18 protein-coding genes are annotated in these 22,641 nt (G+C 67.1%); 8 read left to right on the top strand and 10 right to left on the bottom strand.

Translation table 11 applies throughout. The features are described 5' to 3' along the window. Positions 1-17: 17 nt before the first annotated feature. The gene (locus SJY20_RS02815) at positions 18-1,979 is read right to left on the bottom strand and encodes an OPT family oligopeptide transporter (protein WP_380785086.1); all 1,962 of its coding nucleotides are present in this window, start codon (positions 1,977-1,979) and stop codon (positions 18-20) included. A 155-nt stretch (positions 1,980-2,134) separates the two neighbouring features. Here SJY20_RS02815 and SJY20_RS02810 point away from each other — a divergent pair, with 155 nt between their 5' ends. Continuing rightward, complete coding sequence (locus SJY20_RS02810; protein ID WP_380785085.1) at positions 2,135-4,297, top strand: TonB-dependent siderophore receptor; 2,163 nt, start codon at positions 2,135-2,137, stop codon at positions 4,295-4,297. Between the two features lie 83 nt (positions 4,298-4,380). On the opposite strand, the gene SJY20_RS02805 is transcribed toward SJY20_RS02810, so the two are convergent. Beyond that, positions 4,381-5,622 (bottom strand): N-acetylmuramoyl-L-alanine amidase, encoded by a 1,242-nt coding sequence (locus SJY20_RS02805; protein ID WP_380785084.1) that lies wholly within the window; start codon positions 5,620-5,622, stop codon positions 4,381-4,383. Positions 5,623-6,101: 479 nt separating this feature from the next. Here SJY20_RS02805 and SJY20_RS02800 point away from each other — a divergent pair, with 479 nt between their 5' ends. From SJY20_RS02800 to SJY20_RS02780, 5 genes are all read left to right on the top strand, one after another. Continuing rightward, positions 6,102-8,858, top strand: coding sequence for an Rne/Rng family ribonuclease (locus tag SJY20_RS02800; RefSeq protein WP_380785083.1), 2,757 nt, complete (start codon positions 6,102-6,104; stop codon positions 8,856-8,858). A 107-nt stretch (positions 8,859-8,965) separates the two neighbouring features. Beyond that, positions 8,966-10,324 (top strand): M48 family metalloprotease, encoded by a 1,359-nt coding sequence (locus SJY20_RS02795; protein ID WP_380785082.1) that lies wholly within the window; start codon positions 8,966-8,968, stop codon positions 10,322-10,324. Continuing rightward, positions 10,321-11,046, top strand: coding sequence for a DsbA family protein (locus SJY20_RS02790; protein WP_380785081.1), 726 nt, complete (start codon positions 10,321-10,323; stop codon positions 11,044-11,046). Before SJY20_RS02795 ends, SJY20_RS02790 begins: the two co-directional genes overlap by 4 nt. Before the next feature lie 136 nt (positions 11,047-11,182). Then, on the top strand, positions 11,183-12,112 hold the full coding sequence (locus SJY20_RS02785) for an ABC transporter ATP-binding protein (RefSeq protein WP_380785080.1): 930 nt from the start codon (positions 11,183-11,185) through the stop codon (positions 12,110-12,112). Next, positions 12,109-12,870: an ABC transporter permease gene (locus tag SJY20_RS02780; RefSeq protein ID WP_380785079.1), complete on the top strand. Its 762-nt coding sequence runs from the start codon at positions 12,109-12,111 to the stop codon at positions 12,868-12,870. The genes SJY20_RS02785 and SJY20_RS02780 overlap by 4 nt, the downstream gene beginning before the upstream one ends. Here SJY20_RS02780 and SJY20_RS02775 read toward each other — a convergent pair. The 4 genes from SJY20_RS02775 to SJY20_RS02760 all read right to left on the bottom strand — a co-directional run bounded on the left by SJY20_RS02775 (position 12,842) and on the right by SJY20_RS02760 (position 16,283). Continuing rightward, on the bottom strand, positions 12,842-13,564 hold the full coding sequence (locus SJY20_RS02775) for a CPBP family intramembrane glutamic endopeptidase (RefSeq protein ID WP_380785078.1): 723 nt from the start codon (positions 13,562-13,564) through the stop codon (positions 12,842-12,844). The genes SJY20_RS02780 and SJY20_RS02775 overlap by 29 nt on opposite strands. Before the next feature lie 223 nt (positions 13,565-13,787). Beyond that, positions 13,788-14,762, bottom strand: coding sequence for a class II fructose-bisphosphatase (glpX, locus tag SJY20_RS02770; RefSeq protein WP_380785077.1), 975 nt, complete (start codon positions 14,760-14,762; stop codon positions 13,788-13,790). Positions 14,763-14,793: 31 nt separating this feature from the next. Beyond that, the gene (gene dapD / locus SJY20_RS02765; RefSeq protein WP_380785076.1) at positions 14,794-15,618 is read right to left on the bottom strand and encodes a 2,3,4,5-tetrahydropyridine-2,6-dicarboxylate N-succinyltransferase; all 825 of its coding nucleotides are present in this window, start codon (positions 15,616-15,618) and stop codon (positions 14,794-14,796) included. Beyond that, positions 15,618-16,283: a pyrimidine 5'-nucleotidase gene (locus tag SJY20_RS02760; RefSeq protein ID WP_380785075.1), complete on the bottom strand. Its 666-nt coding sequence runs from the start codon at positions 16,281-16,283 to the stop codon at positions 15,618-15,620. The genes dapD and SJY20_RS02760 overlap by 1 nt, the downstream gene beginning before the upstream one ends. 131 nt (positions 16,284-16,414) lie before the next feature. Here SJY20_RS02760 and SJY20_RS02755 point away from each other — a divergent pair, with 131 nt between their 5' ends. Next, a complete protein-coding gene (locus SJY20_RS02755; RefSeq protein ID WP_380785074.1) occupies positions 16,415-17,413 on the top strand; it encodes an LLM class flavin-dependent oxidoreductase in 999 nt (332 codons plus the stop codon). A 116-nt stretch (positions 17,414-17,529) separates the two neighbouring features. Here the strand turns inward: SJY20_RS02755 and SJY20_RS02750 are convergent, their stop codons facing one another. From SJY20_RS02750 to SJY20_RS02740, 3 genes are all read right to left on the bottom strand, one after another. Further along, positions 17,530-18,837 (bottom strand): ATP-binding protein, encoded by a 1,308-nt coding sequence (locus SJY20_RS02750; protein ID WP_380788532.1) that lies wholly within the window; start codon positions 18,835-18,837, stop codon positions 17,530-17,532. A 96-nt stretch (positions 18,838-18,933) separates the two neighbouring features. Further along, positions 18,934-19,599, bottom strand: coding sequence for a response regulator transcription factor (locus SJY20_RS02745; RefSeq protein ID WP_031393490.1), 666 nt, complete (start codon positions 19,597-19,599; stop codon positions 18,934-18,936). Between the two features lie 20 nt (positions 19,600-19,619). Beyond that, positions 19,620-19,913 (bottom strand): hypothetical protein, encoded by a 294-nt coding sequence (locus SJY20_RS02740; RefSeq protein ID WP_380785073.1) that lies wholly within the window; start codon positions 19,911-19,913, stop codon positions 19,620-19,622. Positions 19,914-20,021: 108 nt separating this feature from the next. On the opposite strand from SJY20_RS02740, the gene SJY20_RS02735 reads away from it, so the two are divergent. Beyond that, positions 20,022-21,797 carry an ABC-F family ATP-binding cassette domain-containing protein gene (locus SJY20_RS02735; RefSeq protein ID WP_380785072.1) on the top strand — a complete coding sequence of 592 codons (1,776 nt, stop codon included), beginning with the start codon at positions 20,022-20,024 and terminating at the stop codon, positions 21,795-21,797. Here the strand turns inward: SJY20_RS02735 and SJY20_RS02730 are convergent. Beyond that, positions 21,794-22,597 (bottom strand): DUF815 domain-containing protein, encoded by an 804-nt coding sequence (locus tag SJY20_RS02730; RefSeq protein ID WP_380785071.1) that lies wholly within the window; start codon positions 22,595-22,597, stop codon positions 21,794-21,796. The genes SJY20_RS02735 and SJY20_RS02730 overlap by 4 nt on opposite strands. Between the last annotated feature and the right edge of the window lie 44 nt (positions 22,598-22,641).

Raw genomic sequence — 22,641 nt, 5'->3', positions numbered from 1 at the left:
CCGCCCCTGGCCCTAGCTTATCGACCGACGGCCATGGTGCGGCGGTACAGCAGCCAGGTCAGTGCCGCAAACAACAGGGTGCCGCCGACCAGAGCGATGCTGACGAACCCGTCGCCGACCAGCGCCAGCGGCGTCTCCTTGTTGGTGAGGTAGACGATCCCCGCGAACCCGACCCCCCACAGGCTTTCGCCAACGATCATCCCGGTCGCGGTCAGCACGCCCATCCGGCGCGCGCGCTCGGGATCAGCGGTGCGGTCCGCCCAGCGATCGTAGAAGAACCCGACCAGCGCACCGATCGACACCGGCAGCGTCACCGCCATCGGCAAATAGACGCCTAGCCCGACGCCGAGCGGCGGCAGTCGCAGCTTGCCCGCGCGCCCCAGTGCCTCGTCGACCAGGATCACCACCGCACCGGTCAGCGCGCCATAGCCGATCATCGCCCAGTTGAGATTGCCGCCAAGCACGCCTTTCGCCAGCGCCGAGATCAACGCCGCCTGCGGGGCTGCCAGTGCGTTTGGACCCGCTCCCGGCGCGCCGGCGAACCCCAGCGTGCTGCCGAGCAGGTTGAGCACCGGCGGCACCACCAGCGAGCCGAACACCACGCCGATCAGCAACGCCACCTGCTGTTTCCAGGGCGTCGCGCCGACCAGCTGGCCGGTCTTCAGGTCCTGCAGATTGTCGTTCGAGATCGTCGCGACGCCGAACACGATGCCGGTTACGATCAGCGCATAGGCGACCAGCGCCTGCGTCGTTCCCGGTTCGACCGCGCGGCCGAACCACGCGACCAGCATCACCGACGCTGCGAGGATGGAAAGGATTCCGATTCCCGACACCGGCGAGTTCGACGCGCCGATCAGCCCCGCCATATACCCGCAGACCGCCGCGATCACGAGGCCGATGACCAGGATGAACAGCAAGCTGCCCGCGATCAAGCCGATCGCGGACGCCTGCAGCGGTCCCCCGGCCAGCGTGGTCCACAACAGGATGCCGATCGGGACCAGCATCGCCAGCGCGGCCGTACCGACGATACCGATCGGGATGTCGCGCTCCTCCAGCGCCAGCACCGCGCCGCCGCGCTTGGCCGCCGATGCCGCCAGCGCCGAACGCACGCCGCCGACCACAGGCCCGGCGATCTTCAGCAGCGTCCAGATCGCCGCCACCCCGATCACGCCGGCGCCAAAGAATCGCACGTCGGAGCGGAACACGGTGTTGGCGAGCGCCTCGGCAGTGCCGGTGCCCAGGCCGATCTGCGCGGTCAGGATCGGCAGCAGGATCCACCAGCCGATCACGACGCCCGCGAACATCGCCATCCCGACCGAGATCCCGACCAGATGGCCCGCACCGAGCAGCGCGAACGACAGCCCGCCCGAGATCCCGGTCGCGCCGGCACCGACCCGGAACCAGGTCGCGGCCTCGGCAGCGGCGAGCTTGGTCTGCGTCAGGATCGCGAACCCGGCCGAGACCACAGCGTTGACGACGATGATGCGCAGCCCGACGGCGCTCTCCTCGCCGCCCTCGCGGCTGCCCGCCCCGACCTTCAGCACTTCGGCCGCCGCACGCCCCTCGGGGTAGGGCAGCACCGTGTCGACCACCAGCGCGCGACGAAGGGGTACCGAGAACAGCACGCCGAGCACGCCGCCGAACATCGTGATCGCCGCGGTGGTGAAGAACGGGAATCCCTGCCACCAGCCGATCATCACGAGACCCGGCAGCACGAAGATGATCGCCGCCAGCGTCCCCGCCGCCGACGCGATGGTCTGGACGATGTTGTTTTCGAGGATCGTCGAATCCTTGAACCCGCGCAGGATCGCCATCGAGATCACGGCGGCGGGGATCGAGGTCGCGAAGGTCAGCCCGATCTTGAGGCCGAGATAGACGTTCGCCGCGGTGAACAGCAGCGTGATGATCCCGCCCAGCACGATCCCGCGAAACGTCAGTTCGCGCATGCGGGGTGCGGCGGTACGGGCGGCGTCGGTCATTCTGGTCCCCTGATAGACGGTCCGAACCTAGCAGGCGGTTTGCGCGAAGTCTCGCGCCCGGCGCTCCTCGATTGCGCCACGAACTGCACCGCGGTCGGATACGCTATTGCAAGTCACTCGCGTTAGTATTAGCGCGCCGCCTTGAAAGGGGCATCATGTCACACCGTAAATTCCTGCTCGCGCTTTCCCTTGGATCCGCGCTGACCACCCTGCCCGCCTATGCGCAGACCACCTCGACGGACGACACGATCGTCGTCGAAGGCCAGATCGCGCGTACCGTGGCGTCGTCGGGCACCAAGTCCGCCGCGCCGCTTGCCGAAACGCCCCAGTCGATCAGCGTGATCAGCTCCGCCGACATCGCCAATCTCGGGCTCGCCAACCTCAACCAGGCGCTGCGCTTCGTTGCCGGCGTCACCACCGAGCAGCGCGGTTCGAGCGCCGAGGTGTACGACCAGTTCAAGCTGCGCGGCTTCGACGCACCGGAGTTCCTCGACGGTCTCAAGCTGGTCGGCGGCGCAAGCTACCTAACCCCGCAGATCGACGTATCGCGGCTCGACCGGATCGAGATCGTCAAGGGCCCGGCTTCGGTATTGTACGGCCAGTCCGGTCCCGGTGGCCTCGTCGCGATGTCGAGCAAGCTGCCGCTCGACGAAAAGCTCTATGGCGCGGTGTCGGGCACCTACGGCACCTATGATCTCTACCGTGTCGATGGCGATGTCGGCGGCAGCGCAGGCGATTCGGTGCTGTGGCGCATCAATGGCAGCGTCAACGGCGCACACACCCAGCAGCGGTTCAGCAGCCGCGAGCGCGAGACGATCTCGGGCGCAGTGACGATCAAGCTCGACCACGCCACCAAACTGACGCTGCTCGGCGCCTATTCGCACGATCCGCAAAACGGATCCTACGGCGTGTTCCCGGCCTCGGGCACACTGCTCGCCAACCCCAACGGCCCGCTCTCGACCAAGGCCGATTTCGGCGAGCCGGACAATTTCTTCAAGCGCGACCAGATCGCAGCGACCTATATCCTGACCCACGACATCAAGCCCGACTGGAGCCTAAAGTCGTCGGGCCGCTACATGCACGCGACGTCGCGGCTGGGTATCGTCTATGCCGGCGGAACGCTCGCCAGCGCCAACAACGCGAACTCGCAGATCTACGACCGCTATTCCTATTCGACGCGCGAGCGTGCCAATTCCTGGGTGGTCGACAACCAGCTGCGCGGCCGCATCACGACCGGTGACATCAAGCACGACGTGCTGTTCGGCGTCGATTACCAGACCGGCAACGCGCGCTCGGTCAACGCGTTCGGCTCCGCCACGCCGCTCAACGGCTACAACCCCGTATACGGCACGATGGTGGTGCCGCAGCAGCCCGAACTGGTGCCGAACAATTCCGGCGTCAACGACAACAAGCCGCGTTCGAACCAGGCGGGCGTCTATGCGCAGGACCAGATCTCGTATGGCGACCTGCGCGTCGTCCTGAGCGGTCGTCAGGACTGGGCCTCGGTCCGCAGCGCTCCCAACACCGCGTCGCAGGATTCGGCGAAGTTCACGTATCGCGCAGGCGCGCTCTACACATTGCCGTTCGGCCTTGCGCCATACGTCAGTTATTCGACATCGTTCGAACCCAATGGCACGTTGCAGGCGCGCGTCGGTGGGCCGATCACGGTTGCCAAGCCGAGCGAAGGCAAGCAGCTTGAAGCCGGCGCGAAGTTCACGGTCCCGGGCACGCAGATCCTGCTGACCGGTGCCTGGTTCCGCATCGACCAGACCAACTTGATCACCAGCAACCCGGTAACCCAAGTCTCGTCGCAGACCGGCAAGGTGCGATCGAGCGGCGTCGAGGTCGAGGCGGTGGCGCCACTGCCGTTCGGCTTCAACGCGCGCCTTGCCTATAGCCGCCAGAAGGTGCGGACGATCGCCGATGCCAACCCGGCCAATATCGGCAACGGCATCCTCGGCGTCGGTCGCGGCGGCGTGTCGGCCAATCTCGAATGGGCGCCGCGCACCGGTGCGTTCGAAGGCTTCGCGATCGGCGGCGCGGTGCGCCACGTCGACAGCATCTATGCGGGGACGCTCTACGATGCGAGCTTCACCCCGGTCGCGACGCGCCAGACTACGCCCGGCTTCACGGTGTACGACGCGCTGCTGCGCTACGATCTCGGCAAGGTCGCGCCGCAGTTCGCGGGGCTATCGCTCGGCGTCAACGCGCAGAACATCTTCGACAAGAAGTATGTGACGACCTGCTACCTCGATTACGCGTGGTGCTGGTACGGCAACCGTCGCACCGTGCAGGGCACGATCGCCTATCGCTTCTAAGAGACGTTCCTCCGGCTCCCTGTCGGAGGAGCGACCGGCCGGTAACGCCCCGTCATCCTGGCGTTCGCCGGGATGACGGGGCGTTACCGCGCCGCCATCCGTCGCGCGAAATGCACCTCGACGGCGCGCGTGACACTCTCGGCGATGCGGTGTCGCCCGTCGCCGCTGTCGAGGAAGGCGGCGTCCTGCGGGTTCGAGATATAGCCGGTCTCGAACAGGATCGATGGCATGTCGGGCGCCTTCAGCACCATCAGCGATGCCATCCGGTGGAAGTTCGGCTTGAGCGGCATCAGCGGCTTGGCCTCCCGGCCGAGCAACCGTGCGAACGTCGCAGATGCGTTCATCGTCTCGCGTTGCGTCAGGTCGATCAGGATCGACGACACATCGGCACCGGCATCGCCCAGGTTCACGCCCGAGATCACGTCCGCCTTGTTCTCGCGTGCCGCCAGCCGGGCCGCCTCCTTGTCCGACGCGACCTCGGACAGGGTGTAGGCGGTCGCACCCGTCGCATCCGCGGTACCCGTGCTGTCGCAGTGGATCGAGATGAACAGGTCGCCGCGCAGGCGGCGGGCAATGCCGTAGCGCTCGCGCAGCACCAGATAGCGGTCGTCGTCCCGGGTCAGCGCGACGCGTACCCGGCCGCTCGCGAGCAATTCGTCGCGGATCGCCTTCGCAACCTTCAGCGTCACATCCTTCTCGCGCAGGCCATCGGGGCCGATCGCGCCCGGATCGACGCCGCCATGGCCGGCATCGATGACCACCAGCGGCCGCGAATCATCGCCCTGCACGCGCGGCAGCTTCGCCCGGCGCGCGGGCGGCGGCACGGGTATCGACACGGTGTATTTCGGCCGCGCGCGCGCGCCGAAGGTGAACGGGAAGAAATTGAGCGGCCCCGCGATCCCGGCCTCGGCGAACTGCGCGTCGTCGACCTTGCGCAGCGACAGCGTCAGCTCGCGACCCTCCGAATCGAACCCCCCATCCTCGACGATCGCGGGCTTGGCGAGGTCGAATACCAGCCGCGTGACCGATCGGCCGCGACGCTGCTGCGTCATCCGCGTGACGATGCCCTTTGCCGCGAACGGCGCACCCGGGGTGGCGCCGGTGACGTCGACCGCGATCCGGCCGTCGTCGCTCAGCACCCGGCTGCTGGCATCCGCGACCGCTTCGTCGAAGCGGATCACGATCCTGCCGCCGCGCACCGCGACGCTTTGCACCGTCGATGCCCAAGCGGGCAGCGCGGTGACCCAGCCGACCATCATGGCGAGAAGCGCGAACACACGGCGTACTTGCCGCGTGGTCACCTCGCCGGTCCAGTGAAAAGCCATTACATGCCCTTTCCGAGCCCATACATTGGCAGCTCTTCTGACCTTCGCTACGCCCCACTTCCGGAACGCAGGCTTGCCGCACACGGTTAATTTCGTGTTCGGCATGAATTTGCCGGCAATGCGCTGCCGCTCCCGGCCGATCGCTGCCAGTTGCGGAGCGTCACCCGAGGTGCTAGCCCTGCGGTGCATCCGTGCGTGACCTGAATATCTGGTCATCGCAGGACGCTCTGCCGGCCCGGTCCCGGGCGCGGCACTTCAGGTTGACGCTCTCATGACGCATTTCCCCTGCCCCGCTGACCGACCGGCCTTCGCCGGTGGGAGCGCGGTCGCCTGGGAGCCGCCGGGCTTGTACCCGCGGCGTGCGTGGCGAGCAGAGGCACATTCGCACAGCTATACGCCCAGGGCAGTTGGCCCGGGCGCCCCACCATCAAGCGCGCGACGGCAGCAAACAGGCCCGGCGCGCGCGCGGAGACTTTACAATGACAACGCGCATGCTGATCGACGCACGCCACCGGGAAGAAACCCGCGTGGCGGTCGTCAAGGGTAACCGGATCGAGGAATTCGACTTCGAGTCTGCCGAACGCAAGCAGCTCAAGGGCAATATCTATCTAGCCAAGGTCACGCGGGTTGAGCCGTCGCTGCAGGCGGCGTTCATCGATTACGGCGGCAATCGCCATGGCTTCCTTGCGTTCAGCGAGATCCACCCAGATTACTACCAGATCCCCAAGGAAGACCGCGACGCGCTGTTGCGCGAAGAGGCCGAGCATGCCGCCGAAGAGGCCGCACTGCGCGCCGAGCATGACCTGGACGACGACGAGTTCGACGATCTCGAGTCTGGCGAAGAGCCGGGCGAAGACGACATTGAGCGCTTCGAGGATGATGGCGGGCTGGAACCCGACGCCACCGAGGACGGCGAGGCGCCGCGTCGCAAGCGCAAGTCGGGTAGCGACGATGCCGCGGTCGAGGATCTGCGCGAGCGCCGCATGAACCTGCGCCGCCGCTACAAGATCCAGGACGTGATCCATCGCCGCCAGGTGCTGCTGGTCCAGGTCGTCAAGGAAGAGCGCGGCAACAAGGGCGCGGCGCTGACCACGTATCTGTCGCTGGCCGGCCGCTATTGCGTGCTGATGCCGAACACGTCGCATGGCGGTGGAATTTCGCGCAAGATCAGCAACGCGGGTGACCGCAAGCGTCTCAAGTCGATCATGGCCGACATGCAGCTGCCGCCGTCGATGGGCTGCATCGTCCGCACCGCCGGGCTGCAGCGCACCAAGGTCGAGATCAAGCGCGACTTCGATTACCTGGCGCGGCTGTGGGACGGCATCCGCGAGACCACGCTGAAGGCGTCGGCACCGGCGCTCGTCTACGGCGACAGCGACCTGATCAAGCGCGCGATCCGCGACATCTACAACAAGGAAATCGAAGAGGTCATCGTCGAGGGCGAGGACGGCTATCGTCAGGCCAAGGAGTTCATACGCCTGCTGATGCCGACGCATGCACGTCGCATCAAGCATTACGCCGACGCCGTACCGCTGTTCCAGCGGGCAGGCGTCGAGGAACAGCTGGCGGCGATGTACCATCCGGTGGTGCAGCTGAAGTCAGGCGGTTACCTGGTGATCAACCCGACCGAGGCTTTGGTGTCGATCGACATCAACTCCGGGCGTTCGACCCGCGAGCATTCGATCGAGCAGACCGCGACCGCGACCAACCTCGAGGCTGCGCAGGAAATCGGTCGCCAGTTGCGACTGCGCGACATGGCCGGCCTCGTCGTCATCGACTTCATCGACATGGATAACAATTCCAATGTCCGGAAGGTCGAGAAGGCGATGAAGGACGCGCTGAAGAACGATCGCGCGCGTATCCAGGTCGGCCGCATCTCTAGCTTCGGGCTGATGGAGATGAGCCGCCAGCGGCTGCGCACCGGCGTGCTCGAAGCATCGACCCGCGCCTGCCCGCATTGCGAGGGCACGGGGCTGGTGCGTACCGCGTCGTCGTCGGGCATTTCTGCGCTGCGTATGATCGAGGACGAGGCCGCACGCGGTCGCGGCTCGGTGCTGACGCTGCGCGCGAGCCAGGAAGCGGCGGTGTACGTGCTCAACCGCAAGCGTGCCGACATCGCCGAGATCGAGGATCGCTACGGCGTGATCGTCGAGATCATCCCCGGCCAGGACGAGGAAGGCGCGCACATGACGGTCGAGGCCAGCGGCCCGCCGCCCGCGCACGCGCCGAAGTTCGTGCAGATCATCGAGGACGACGAGGACGACCTGCCCGAGGAGATCGAGGACGAGGTCGAGGAGGAAGAGGTCGACGAGACCGAGGCCGAAGACCAGCCCCGTCGCCGCGAACAGCCGCGCGAGCGTGAGGCCGCAGCCGAGGGCGAAGGCGGCCGCAAGCGTCGCCGCCGTCGCGGCCGTCGCGGTCGTGCACGTCCTGGTGAGGAGGGCGCGGAGGGCACCGAAGCGGTCTCCGGCGACGAAACCGAAGACGCTGGCGACTATGTCGAGGGTGAGGACGTCGCGGCCGACGACGGTGTGGAAGTCCAGGCCGATCGTCCCGAGACCGAAGGCGAAAGCGAAGCTGGCGGCGAAGGTCGGCGCCGGCGTGGTCGTCGCGGTCGTCGCGGCGGTCGTCGGAACGAGGGCACGCAGGAGCAGGGCGTCGACACCGTCCCCGCGGACGACGCTGCGCCGATCGCCGATGCCCCCGAGCCCGAGGCCGTCGAAGCGGTGGCTGAACCGGTAGCGCCGGTTGCGGCCGAGGCTGCACCGAAGACGCGGCGTCGCCCGCGTGCGCGTTCGCCCATTGCTGCGGTGGAGATCGCGGACGCGGTCGCCGACGCGACGATGGAGGAACTGGCACCGGTGGAACCGATCGCGGCGGTGATCCCGGAGGCCATCGCCGAGCCGGTCGCCGAGGCCCCTGCGGCCAAGACGCGCAAGCCTCGCCGCAAGGCAGCGCCGGCCGTCGAGACAGAGCCCGTCGTCGAAAAGCCGGTTGTCGAGGAGGCCGCCAAGCCGAAGCGTCGCCCACGCAAGAAGGCGGTCGTGGTCGAGGCAGGCGATGCCGCACCGGTCGACGATACGCTGAGCACGCCGCTGGATGCGGCGCCGGTCAAGGCCGAGGTCCAGCCGGACGCCGAGCCAGCCCCGGAGCCGGCCGCGACCGATACATCGTCGAGCGACGACCCCGACGGCGCGCCGCGTCGCGGCTGGTGGCAGCGCACGTTCGGCGCGTGACCAGGAGCAGGCGCGGGGTGATCCCCGCGCCTGCTTCGTTGTTCCCTGATGGGGGGAGCCCCAAGGGCCGGTTGCCCCTGTCCCCCCAATCGACGATAACGCGGCCCATGAAGCGTATCATCGCCGCCGCCACTGCCGCCCTGCTCCTGTGGGTCCAGCCCGCGCAGGCGCAGTCGATCCTCCGCGATGCGGAGACCGAGGCGATGTTCGCCGAGATGTCGAACCCGCTGATCAAGGCCGCCGGACTGTCGCCGCGCGACGTCAAGGTCGTGCTGATCAACGACGATTCGATCAACGCCTTCGTCGTCGGCGGGCAGACCGTCTACGTCCATTCGGGACTGATCCAGGCGGCAGACAACGCCAACGAGGTCCAGGGCGTGATCGCGCACGAACTCGGCCATATCGCCGACGGCCATGTCGTGCTCGCCGACCGCGGCACCAAGCCGGCGATGGGCATCTACCTGCTGTCGATGGTGCTCGGCCTGGCCGCGATGGCCGCAGGCAGCGGCGAAGCCGGCGCCGGGATCCTGTCGGCCGGACAGCAGGCGGCGATGGGCAAGTACCTGTCGTTCAGCCGCGTCCAGGAATCGACCGCCGACGCCACCGCCGCCAAGTTCCTGCGCGAATCCAACATTTCGGGCCGCGGCATGCTGAGCTTCTTCAAGAAGCTGCAGCAGCAGGAATATCGCTTCGGCACCGCGAATATCGACCCGTTCATGCAGAGCCATCCGCTGTCCGGCGAACGCGTCGCCACGTTAAGCGCGGATCTGCAGGCGTCGCCGGCGTGGGCGAACAAGCCCGATGCGGCGCTGGAGGAACGCTTCAAGCGCGTGAAGGCCAAGCTCGCCGGCTATGTCCAGCCGGCGCCGCGCACGCTGCAGCAATATCCGCCGTCCGATCAGTCGGTCTATGCGCATTACGCGCGTGCCTATGCCTATCACAAGGCGGGGTATCCCGAGAAAGCCGATGCCGAGTCGGAGGCGCTGATCCGCGCCGGGCCGGACGATCCCTATTTCCTCGAGATCAAGGGCCAGATCCTGCTCGAAGCCGGCAAGCCCGTTGCCGCGCTTGCGCCGCTTCGTGCCGCGACCGAGGGGTCACGCAACAATCCGCTGATCGCGACCACGTTCGGGCATGCGCTGATCGCGACCGAGGACAAGGCGAACTATCCCGAAGCAACGCGCGTGCTGCGCACCGCGGTGGGCCGCGACGACGAGAATCCGTTCGCCTGGATGCAGCTGGGCACCGTCTACGAACTGACCGGCGACACCGCCCGCGCCAGCCTGGCCACTGCGGAGCGCGCGAGCATGTCAGGTGACATGCGGACGGCGTCGGCCAGCGGGCAATATGCACTTGCCAACATCCCGCCCAATACGCCGGACTGGATCCGCGCGCAGGACATCGTCATGGCCGCGCAGAACGAGATGGACGACAACCCCAAGCAATATAAGCGACGCAAGAAATGACGAAATGGGTGCTCCCGGCGATCGCGGTTGCGGGCGCGGCGATCGGCGGATTGGCAATGTGGGGATATGACCGGCAGGTCGGCCCCGACGGCATGGCGCGCGCGCAGGTCGAGGGCATCGTCCACGACTATGTGCTGACGCATCCCGAAATCCTGCCGCAGGCGATGCAGGCGCTGCAGGACCGCGAGTCGGGCAAGGTCGTCGCGGCGAACCGTCCGGCGATCGCGACGCCGTTCGGCAGCGCCTGGGCCGGCAATCCGAAGGGGGACGTCACGCTGGTCGAATATTTCGACTATAATTGTGGGTATTGCCGCGCCAGCCTGCCGACGATCGCCAAGCTGATCGCAGCCGATCCCAAGCTGCGGGTAGTGTTCCGCGACCTGCCGATCCTCTCTCCGCAAAGCCGGGTCGCAGCGCGCGCCAGTTTGGCCGCCGCGGCGCAGGGCAAGTTCGGTGCGTTCCACGACACGCTGTACGCGGCGGGGCCGGTCAGCGAAGCGACGATCGCCGCCGCCAGTACGCGCGCCGGGGTCGATACCGCCGGCGCGGCGGCATTCGCGGCGACCGCGGATGCGGAGATCGGCAAGAACATGGAGACCGCCGCCAAGCTGGGCGTCACCGGCACCCCGGCCTGGGTGGTTGGCGACCGCATGCTGTCCGGTGCGTTGCCGCTCGAGGAACTGCAAAAGGCCATCGCGGCGGCGCGCAACTCGTCATCCTGACGAAAGTCAGGATCCAGGGGTACGAACGGTGGCGTTCCGTAACCCTGGGTCCCGGATCGAGCCCGGGATGACGACAGGACGGGGGTGTAATGAACTCCGCCCGCCCCCATCTCCGACCCGCAAGGGGACCCCACGAATGACCGAAACCATCCTGTCCGTCGCGGGCGTCACCAAGACGTACAAGAGCGGCACCACCGCGCTGCATCCGGTCGATCTGGACATCAGGCGCGGCGAGATCTTCGCGTTGCTGGGTCCGAACGGCGCCGGCAAGACGACGCTGATCAGCATCATCTGCGGAATCGTGACACCGACCGCCGGCACGATCACCGTCGCCGGCCACGATGCGATCCGCGACTTCAAGGCAGCGCGCAGCCGGATCGGACTGGTCCCGCAGGAATTGAACGTCGACATGTTCGAGACCGTGCTGGCGACCGTCACCTTCAGCCGGCGGCTGTTCGGGCGGTCCGGGCACAGCGCGTATATCGAACAGGTGCTGCGCGACCTCTCGCTGTGGGACAAGCGCGACGCCAAGATCATGACGCTGTCGGGTGGCATGAAGCGCCGCGTGCTGATCGCCAAGGCGCTGGCGCACGAACCCGAGATCCTGTTCCTCGACGAGCCGACCGCGGGCGTCGACGTGGCGCTGCGCCGCGACATGTGGAAGCTGGTCCACCGGCTGCGCGAGGGCGGCACGACGATCATCCTGACGACGCATTATATCGAGGAGGCCGAGGAGATGGCCGACCGGGTCGGGGTGATCGACAAGGGACGGCTGCTGCTGGTCGACGACAAGGCGTCGCTGATGAAGAAGCTCGGCAAGCGCGAGATGGACATTTCGCTGCAGGACCCGCTCGCCGCGATCCCGTCCGAGCTCGCCGAGTGGGACCTGTCGCTGCAGGACGACGGCAAGTTCCTGCGCTATGTGTTCGATGCGCAGGCCGACCATACCGGCATCCCGTCGCTGCTCAGGAAACTGAACGAGCTGGGGATCGGCTTCAAGGATCTCGAGACCAGCAAGTCGAGCCTTGAGGACATCTTCGTCGACCTGGTGGGAGAGCGCGCATGAACACCCATGGTATCTGGGCGATCTATCGCTTCGAGATGGCGCGTGCGCTGCGGACATTGTGGCAGAGCCTGGTCACGCCGGTGCTGACGACCAGCCTGTATTTCATCGTCTTCGGCGGCGCGATCGGCAGCCGGATGCAGGAGGTCGGCGGGGTCGGCTATGGCAGCTTCATCGTGCCGGGCCTCATCATGCTGTCGCTGCTGACGCAGAGCATCAGCAACGCGTCGATCGGGATCTACTTCCCGAAGTTCACGGGGACGATCTACGAACTGCTGTCGGCACCGATCTCGGCGATGGAGATGGTGATCGGCTATGTCGGCGCGGCGACGACCAAGTCGGTGATTTTGGGGCTGATCATCCTCGCGACCGCGGCGTGTTTCGTACCGCTCCGGATCGAGCATCCGTTGGCGATGATCGCGTTCCTGGTGCTGACCTCGGTCGCGTTCAGCCTGTTCGGGTTCATTATCGGCGTTTGGGCGCAGGGGTTCGAGCAGCTGAACTTCGTCCCCGCGCTGCTTATCACGCCGCTGACGTTCTTGGGCGGGGCATTCTATTCGATCGACATGCTGCCGCAGCCGTGGCGGACGGTCAGCCTGTTCAACCCCGTCGTGTACCTCGTCAGCGGGTTCCGCTGGAGCTTCTTCGGGGTCGGCGACGTCGCGGTCGGGATCAGCCTGGCGGTGACGGCGGCGTTCCTGGCGGCGTGCCTGGTGGTGATCGCGGCGATCTTCAGGACCGGCTGGCGGATGAAGAACTGAGCAGCGGCCGCACGACGAGACCGTTGAGGTCGATCAGCGCGTGGAGCAGCATAGCAAGCCACACCGCGCCGGTCATCAGATAGACCGCGGTCATGGTAGCGCCGACGATCGTGGTCGCGGCGACGCCTTTCCAGCCCTGATAGAGATGCATCGCGCCGAACAGCAGCGTGGCGAACGCGAAGGCGAGGATCGCGTTGCCGGTGGCGAGGGTGACAAGCAGCGGGATGTAGAGGCGGAAGGCGAGCTCCTCGGTAATCCCGGCAGCAACGGACATCGCGGCGGCGTGGGCCACTTCCGGGCGGTTGCGCGGTAGGAGCGCGCCAACATTGCCGACGGGGAGTGTGCGCTTGCGGCGGATCGCAGCGAGGGTACCGACGACCAGCCCGCCAACTGCCGCGCCGCCCACGGCGCCGGTGAGGAACGCGCTGGGCCCGCCGGCGAACGCTGGCAGCAGGGCTCGGGCGGCGGCGAAATCCGGTGGTACCGCGGTCAACGCATCGAGCCGGTTCAGCAGCGCTAAACCGGCGAGCGCGGGCACGGCGAAGGCCAGGATCGCCTTGGCGATCCAGAGCCGATAGCGGCGTTGGCGTGACGCGGTGTCGGACAGCGTCTTGAGGCGACGGTATGCGCCGAGGTGCCCCTTTAGGAACCACGCGATGGCACCAAGCGCGATCAGGAGGAGGGTGAGTGTCATCTCGTCACCTACCTACATGCCACCCCGGCGACGGCCGGGGCCCAGTTGGGAAGGTCGATATAACGGAGGACCGCCCGCCGTGATCAAGGCCCCCCACTGGGCCCCGGCCTGCGCCGGGGAACTGCTATGGAAGATCGACGTCGTGCAGACCTCCGTTGAGCCGGGGGTCCTGCGCCCGCGACTCCTGGACTCCCGCTTTCGCGGGAGAACAGGAAAGCGTCGATCACCCGATGCGGTGCTCGCCCTTGACCCAGCGGACCGTGCCCGACGAGGCGCGCATGACGACGCTTTCGGTGGTCATGATCTTGCCGCCCTTGCGCTTGACGCCGGCGAGCAGCGAGCCGTCGGTGACGCCGGTCGCGGCGAAGATGCAGTCGCCCTTGGCGAGTTCGGACAGGTCGTACTGCTTGTCGAGATCGGTCACGCCCCACTTCGCGGCACGGGCGCGCTCGTCGTCGTTGCGGAACAGCAGGCGGCCCTTGAACTGGCCACCGACGCAGCGCAGCGCGGCGCAGGCGAGCACGCCTTCGGGGGCGCCGCCCGAGCCCATGTAGACGTCGATCGTGGTGTCGGGGTTGGTGGTCGCGATCACGCCCGCGACGTCGCCGTCGCCGATCAGCATCACGCCGCAACCAAGCGAGCGCAGTTCGGCGATCAGAGCCTCGTGGCGCGGGCGATCGAGCACGCAGACGATGATGTCGCGCGGTGCGACGCCCTTGGCGGCGGCGACGGCGGTGATGTTCTCGGTCGGGGTCCGGTCGAGGTCGATGATGCCCTCGGGATAGCCCGGGCCGACCGCGATTTTGTCCATGTAGACGTCGGGGGCGTTGAGCAGGCCGCCCTCGTCGGCGATCGCCAGCACGGCGAGGCTGTTGGGGCCGGCGGTGGCGCAGATCGTCGTGCCCTCGAGCGGGTCGAGCGCGATGTCGATCTTGGGACCGGTGCCGATCGCGGATCCGACCTTCTCACCGATGTAGAGCATCGGCGCCTCATCGCGCTCGCCCTCGCCGATCACCACGGTGCCGTCCATGTAGAGTTCGTTGAGCGCGGTGCGCATCGCGTCGACCGCGGCGGCATCGGCGGCCTTCTCGTCACCGCGCCCGGTGAGCACGGAGGCGGCAATTGCGGCGGCTTCGGTCACGCGGACCATTTCGAGGACGAGGACACGGTCTAGGACCTGGCTGGGTACTGCGGTCATGATGATTCCTTTGGCAGAAGAGGGTGCGCGGTCAGTCGCGGAGAAGGTCGTTGATGCTGGTCTTGGAACGGGTCTGCGCGTCGACGCGCTTGACGATGACGGCGCAGTAGAGGCCAAGATCGCCCCCCGTGCTGCCAGGTACGACCACCGCATAGGGGGGGACTTCGCCCTTGAAGACCTCCCCGGTGGCGCGGTCGATGATCTTGGTCGAGGCGCCGAGATAGACGCCCATCGACAGCACCGCGCCTTCGCCGACACGGACGCCCTCGGCGACCTCGGAGCGCGCGCCGATGAACGCGCCGTCGCCGATGATGACGGGGTCGGCCTGCAGCGGCTCGAGCACGCCGCCGATCCCGGCGCCGCCCGAGATGTGCACGCCCGCACCGATCTGCGCGCAGGAACCAACGGTGGCCCAGGCGTCGATCATCGAGCCTTCGCCGACATAGGCGCCGATGTTGACGAAGCTCGGCATCAGGATCGCGCCCTTGGCGATGAAGCTGCCGCGACGGGCGACCGCACCGGGGACGACGCGGATGCCGGCGCTGCGGAACTCGGCTTCGCCCCAGCCGGTGAATTTGGAGGGGACCTTGTCGAACGCGGGAGCGCCGGCCGAGCCGCCGTCGACCAGCACATTGTCGTTGAGGCGGAACGAGAGGAGCACGGCCTTTTTCAGCCATTGGTTGACCTGCCAGCCACCCCCGTTCGCGTCGCCGGTGGGTTCGGCGACGCGCGCGGTGCCGGCGTCGAGCATGGCGAGCGCGGTCTCGACCGCATCGCGGACTTCGCCCCTGGTATCGAGACCGAGCGTCGCGCGGTCTTCCCAGGCCTGATCGATAATCGTCTTCAGGTCGCTCATCATCTCTCCAGGATGGTTTCGAGCCACGGCGCGAGCGCGGGCACGGTGAAATCGATATGGTCGCGCGCGACATCGGTCGGCGCCTGTTCGGAGCCGTTGTCGACCCAGACCGTGGTCATCCCGATCGCCTTGGCGGGCGCGAGGTTGCGCGACATGTCGTCGACGAACAGCGACTCGATCGGGTCGATCCCGAACGTCTCGCAGAACCCGGCATAGGCGGACGCGTGCGGCTTTGGCACCAGCCCCATCGCATGGATATCGTGGATAGCCTCGAAGCTGGCACCCAGCCCAAGCCGGTCGAGGATCCGCGTCGCATAGGGCGTGTCGCCATTGGTGAAGACGAGCTTGCGCCCCGGCAGCTTGGCGATAGCGGCGACGAGGGGGGCGTCGTGTTCGAGCACGTCCATCTCGATATCGTGGACATGCGCGAGGAAGGCATGCGGATCGACGTCATGCTCGGTCATCAGCCCGGACAACGTCGTGCCGTGGCCGTGGAAATACGCCTTTTGCACAGCGTGCGCCTCGTCCCAGTCGACGCCCAGAAGATCCTGGATGAAACCCGTCATCCGCTGGTCGACCTGATCGAACAGGTTCGCCGACGCCGGGTACAGCGTGTTGTCGAGATCGAAGATCCAGTTGCGGATCGAGGTCAGGCGCCCAAGCATTGGTCAGGCTCTAGGCACCGCGGGGAGTGCGGGCAAGACTGGCGGATACCCGGGGGTGTGACAATCCAACCTTTGGCTGCATCAAGGCAAACGAGGTTTGCAACCGGCAATGCCCTCCCCATCTCCTGACCATGACCCAATATTCCCTGCTCGATCTCGTTCCCGTCGTCGAAGGCGGCACCGTGCCGCAGTCCCTCGCCAACGCTGCCGACCTGGCGCGGCACGCCGAAAGCCTGGGCTTCACCCGCTATTGGGTCGCCGAGCATCATGGCATGACCGGGATCGCATCGGCGGCGACCGCGGTGGTGATCGCGCATATCGCCGCGGCCACCGACACCATCCGGGTCGGGTCAGGCGGGATCATGCTGCCCAACCATGCGCCGCTGGTAATTGCCGAGCAGTTCGGAACGCTGGATGCGCTGTTCCCCGGGCGGATCGACCTGGGGCTGGGCCGTGCGCCGGGATCGGACCAGCGGGTCGCGCGAGCGATGCGACGCACGCTGGAAACCGACGCCAACGCGTTCCCGCAGGATGTCCTCGAGCTGCAGAGCTATTTCGCAGACGATGGGCAGACCGGGATTACCGCAACGCCTGGCGCCGGTGCGAACGTGGATATGTGGATTCTCGGGTCCAGCACGTTCGGCGCGCAGTTGGCCGCAGCGTTCGGTCTTCCCTATGCGTTCGCGTCGCATTTCGCGCCCGATTCGCTCGACGCTGCACTGGCCATCTACCGGCGTGACTTCAAACCGTCGGCGCGGCTGTCCAAGCCGCATGTGATGGCGGGGTTGAACGTCTTCGCTGCCGACACCGACGAGGAGGCCGAACTGATCGCCAGTTCGCAGCAACAGTCGTTCGTTGCGCTCCGGACCGGAAATCCGCGGCAGATGCCGCCCCCGGTTGCGGGCTACCGCGCGTCGCTGGGCGCGCAGGGTGCGGCGATACTCGACCATGTGCTGCAATGTTCGGCGGTAGGCGGGCCGGCCAAGGTCGCTCGGGAGATCGCGGCGTTCGTGGCGCGGACCGGGGTGGACGAGGTCATGGTCGCGAGCGCGATCTACGATCATGAGGCCCGCAAGCGGAGTTTGACGATCACTGCCGAGGTGATGAGCGAGATGAAGCTGGCGGCGTAAAACCGGACCCCGTCATCCCGGGCTCGTCCCGGGATCCAGTGTTACGAAGGCCGTCGCATGTTACTCTGGATCCCGGGACAAGCCCGGATGACGGGGTGGGCGGGACGACGGCGCGTTTAGTTCGCCGCGGGGAGCCTCAGCCGGACGAGCAAGCCGCCGAGGTCTTCGCTTTCTTCCAGGCTGACCGTGCCCTCGTAGATTTCCGCCACATCGCGAACGATAGCCAGCCCGAGGCCGGTTCCCGGCTTGCCGGTATCCAGGCGCACGCCGCGGTCGAAGATGCGGACGCGCTGTTCCTCCGGGATGCCGACGCCGTCGTCCTCGACCAGGAATTCCACGAAACCAGCCTGGGCACCGACCGTGACGAAGACGCTGCCACCGCCATATTTCGCGGCGTTCTCGATCAAATTGCCAAGCATCTCGTCGAGGTCCTGGCGTTCGACATGGACCTGGAGCCCGCGCGGGCCGGTGACGTCGATGCGGATGTGCCGATAAAGCCGGCCGACGGCGCGTTCGACCGATTCGAGGCTGGGCCAGACATCGGCGCGGCTGTGTGCGGAGCCGCGACGACCGACCGCGCGAGCACGCGCGAGGTGGTGATCGACCTGGCGACGCATCGTCCGTGCTTCGCGTATGACGGTGTCGGCAAGGTCGTCCGACTGTGCGGTCGCCGCATTCATGATCACGGTCAGCGGGGTCTTCAGCGCATGGGCGAGGTTGCCGGCGTGGCGCCGCGCCTCCTCGGCCTGGCGTTCGTTATGCTCGATCAGCGCGTTGAGTTCCTCGACCATCGGCGCGACTTCGACGGGCATCGCGCTGGACACGCGTGAAGACTGGCCGGCGCGCATCCGCGCGATCTCTTCGCGGACGCGGCGCAGCGGCCACAGGCCGTAAAAGGTCTGCAACGCCGCGAGCACGATCAGGCCAAGCGCGAGCAGCGCGAAGCTGCGGACAAGGGTGCGGCGCAGGATCAGGATCTGCGCGTCGAGCCCGTCGCGGCTCTGTGCGACCTGAAAGCGCCAATGGACCTTCGATCCCGGCAACATCACGTCGCGCTCGACGACGCGGAGTTTTTCATCCGGGAACTGCGCACTGTCGTAGAAATGCACGTTGCGATCGTCGTGCGCGCCGCCATGCGCAAGGCGGCGGTCCCAGAGCGAGCGGGACGGGAAGTCCTCGCGCCCCTTGCCGGAGACCTGCCAGTAGAGGCCGGAGCCGGGTTCGACGAAGCGCTGGTCGGCGGCTTCGCGGGTGAAGATCACCTCGCCCTCGGGGCCGATCTCTGACGAATTGAGCAGCGAGCGCAGGACATATTCGAGTTGGTCGTCGAAATTGCGCGTGACCGCCGACGACAGCACGCGATCAAGCGCGAACCCGCCGCCCGACAGCAGCACGATGATCCAAACCGCCGCGATCAGGATCATCCGGCGGGAGAGCGAGCCCTTGGTCGCCACCGGGGTGCGGATGACCGCTTCGGCTGGGGGTATGGCGTCCACGCGAGGTCCCTGGTCTATCCCGGCTTACGCGTCGGGATCTTCGAGGCTGTAGCCAAGGCCGCGGATCGTCGTGATGACGTCCTGGCCCAGCTTCTTGCGGATGCGGGTCACGAACACTTCGATCGTGTTCGAATCGCGATCGAAGTCCTGGTCGTAGATATGTTCGATCAGTTCGGTCCGGCTGACGACCTTGCCCTTGTGATGGAGCAGGTAACTGAGCAGCTTGTATTCCTGTGCGGTCAGCTTGACCGGCTCGCCGGCACGCGTGACCTTGCCGCTGCGGGTGTCGAGGCGGATGTCGCCCGCGGTGAGCTCGGACGAGGCGTTGCCCGATGCGCGGCGGATCAACGCCCGCAGTCGTGCGATCAGTTCCTCGCTCTGGAACGGCTTGGCGACGTAATCGTCAGCGCCGGCATCGAGACCGGCGACCTTGTCGGACCAGCTGTCACGCGCGGTCAGGACGAGGACGGGCATGACCTTGCCCTCCTTGCGCCAGCGGTCGAGCACGGTGAGGCCGTCGATCTCGGGCAGGCCCAGGTCGAGCACCACGGCGTCGTAATTCTCGGTGCTGCCGAGGAAATGGCCTTCCTCGCCATCGACCGCGAGGTCGATCGCGTAGCCGGCGCCTTCGAGGGTGTTCTTGAGCTGTGCGCCTAGATTGGGCTCGTCCTCGACGATCAGAACGCGCATGATAATCCCCTCGCTTAAGCTTAGCGGCCGGTGCGGCCGACGATCTGGCCGGAACGGCCGTCGACATCGACCCAGATCACATTGCCATCGCGCAGGAACTTCAGCGTGTAAATGGCCGTACCCGAATCATAGTCGAAGCCGATATATTGCGCGCCCTTCATCGTCGGGATGACGCGCGCCTCGATTTCGCGAAGCGACAGGGAGCGGCCCTGGCGGCGGGCCTCGAACGCCGACATCTGGTCGTCGCGGCGCTGGTCGGGCGCTTCCGCCAGTACGGGCGTCGCGGCCAAAGCTAGGAGAAGCAGCATCTTCATGGGGTTGGCATAGGGCCGCTGCATTGAACAGCCTGTGAATGGAGCCGGCAGCGCGACGAAAGGCGAGCGTGGCTTGCCTGCATCACCCCCGGTCCCTACCTGCGCCCGATGGCAGCACCGATACTCGCATTCGAAGACCTTGGCATCGTACAGGGGTCAGGATGGCTCTTTCGTCACCTCGACATCCATATCGGGCCCCGCGACCGGCTCGCACTGATCGGACGTAACGGCGCCGGCAAGACGACCTTGCTGAAGTTGCTCGGCGGATCGATCGAAGGCGACGAGGGGCGGCGGACGATCGTGCCGGGCACCCGCGTCGTCGTGCTGGAGCAGGAGCCCGACCTTCGTGGGTTCGCGACGCTCGGCGATTATGTGATGGCGGGCGACGATGCACCGCTGTCCTACGAGGCGGATGCGATCGCCGACCAGCTGGGGATCGACCTGTCGCGCGAGGCGGCGTCGGCGAGCGGCGGCGAGCGGCGACGCGCGGCGATCGTCCGCGCGCTGGCGCAGGACCCCGACGTGCTGCTGCTCGACGAGCCGACCAACCATCTGGATATCGGCGCAATCGAATGGATCGAGGACTGGCTGAAGCGGTTCCGCGGGGCGTTCGTGGTGATCAGCCATGACCGTACCTTCCTGACGCGGCTGACCAAGCAGACCTTGTGGCTCGACCGTGGTGCGATCCGTCGCGCGGAGATCGGCTTTGGCGGGTTCGAGGCGTGGACCGAAGCGGTGTATGCCGACGAGCAGCGCAACGCCGAGAAGCTGGACGCGCGGCTGAAGCTTGAGGAGCATTGGCTGCTGCGCGGGGTGACCGGGCGGCGCAAGCGCAACCAGGGGCGCCTGACCAAGCTGCACGAGATGCGCGCCGAACGCGCGTCGATGCTGGGGCCGCAGGGCTCGGCGAATCTGGTCACCGGCACCGACGACGCGCGATCGAAGGTGGTGATCGACGCGAAGGGCGTGTCGAAGGGCTATGGCCCGCGGACGATCATCGACGACCTGACGTTGCGCGTGACGCGTGGTGATCGGATCGGGATCGTCGGGCGCAACGGCGCGGGCAAGTCGACGCTGCTCAAGCTGCTGACGGGCGAGATCGAACCCGATAGCGGATCGATCAAGCTCGCCAAGACGCTGGACGCGGTGGTGATCGATCAGCAGCGCAGCCTGATGGCACCCGAGAAGACGGTGCGCGAAGTGGTCGCCGACGGCGGCGACTGGATCGACGTGCTGGGCGTGCGGAAGCACATCCACGGATATCTGAAAGACTTCCTGTTCGATCCGAACATGGTCGACGCCAAGGTCGGGTCGTTGTCCGGCGGCGAGCGCTCGCGGTTGTTGCTGGCACGCGAGTTCGCGCGGAAATCGAACCTGCTGGTGCTCGACGAGCCGACCAACGACCTGGATCTCGAGACGCTCGACCTGTTGCAGGAGGTGATCGGCGATTACGACGGCACCGTGCTGATCGTCAGCCACGATCGCGACTTCCTCGACCGGACCGTGACAATCACGCTAGGGCTCGACGGGTCGGGGACGGTCGACGTGGTCGCCGGCGGCTATGAGGATTGGGAGAAGCGTCGGAAGCCGCAGACCAGCGGCAAGCGCGCCTCGACCAAGGTCGCGCCGACCGCGCCGGCCGCGCCGAAGGTCAAGCTGACCTACAAGGACCAGCGCGACTACGACCAGCTGCCGGCGCGGATCGAGGCGCTGGATGCGCAGATCGTTCGTGACGAGGCGGCGTTGGCGAAGCCGGACCTGTACACCCGCGACCATGCGACGTTCGCCAAGCTGACCAAGGCGGTGGAAGCTGCGCGCGCGGAGAAGGACGCCGCCGAAGTGCGCTGGATGGCGCTGGCCGAGCAGGTCGAGGGGCTGGGCTAGAGCGCCCGCCCTGCCCGGCCCGCGAGGTCGACGACGTATTGCCACGCGACGCGGCCCGAGCGGCTGCCGCGGCGGGTGGCCCAGTTGATCGCTTCGGCGGGATCGAACGCCAGGTCGTGCGCCTTTGCATAGGCCGCGACGATCGCGACATAGCCGTCCTGGTCGAGCGCGTGGAAGCCGAGGCTGAGCCCGAACCGGTCGGCGAGCGCGAGATGGTCGTCGGCGGAATCGCGCGGGTTGATCGCACTGTCCTGTTCGGCGATGTCGCGGGGCTGCAAATGGCGGCGATTGGCGGTGACGAGCAGGCGGACGTTGGCGGGTCGCGGCTCGGCACCGCCTTCGAGCATCGAACGCAGCGTGCGCGCCTCGGCCGGCGCGTCGAAGCCGAGGTCGTCGACGAACAGTGCGAACGCGCGGGGCACGTCGGCGAGTTGCGCGAAGAGGTCGGGAAGATGGCCTAGGTCGAGGACCTCGACGAGTGCGAGGTCGGCGCCGTCGGTTTGGACTGCGGCGACCGCGGCTTTGACTAGGGCCGACTTGCCGGTGCCCCGCGCGCCCCAGAGCAGCACGTCTTGCGCGGCGTGGCCGGCGGCGAGGTGGCGCAGGTTCGCGAGCAGCGTGGCTTTCTGGCGATCGATGCCGAGGAGCATGTCGAGCGGCAGCGGCGCGAACGCGCGGGCTGGCAGCAACGCGCCGGTGCGCCAGATATAGGCAGGATGCGCGCGGGGATCGGCCCGTGGCGGTGGCGGCGGGGAGAGTCGCTCGAGCGCGGCGGCGATGCGGTCCAGCGGGTCGGTCATGATCGCCGTCATGAAGGGGGGACGCCGAGGGGGCAAGCCTCGGC

This window comes from Sphingomonas sp. R86521 (genome assembly GCF_042466235.1).
Classification (GTDB): Bacteria; Pseudomonadota; Alphaproteobacteria; order Sphingomonadales; family Sphingomonadaceae; genus Sphingomonas.
The sequence above is the reverse complement of the archived record's forward strand: the minus strand, read 5'-3'. Positions and strand labels throughout refer to the sequence as shown.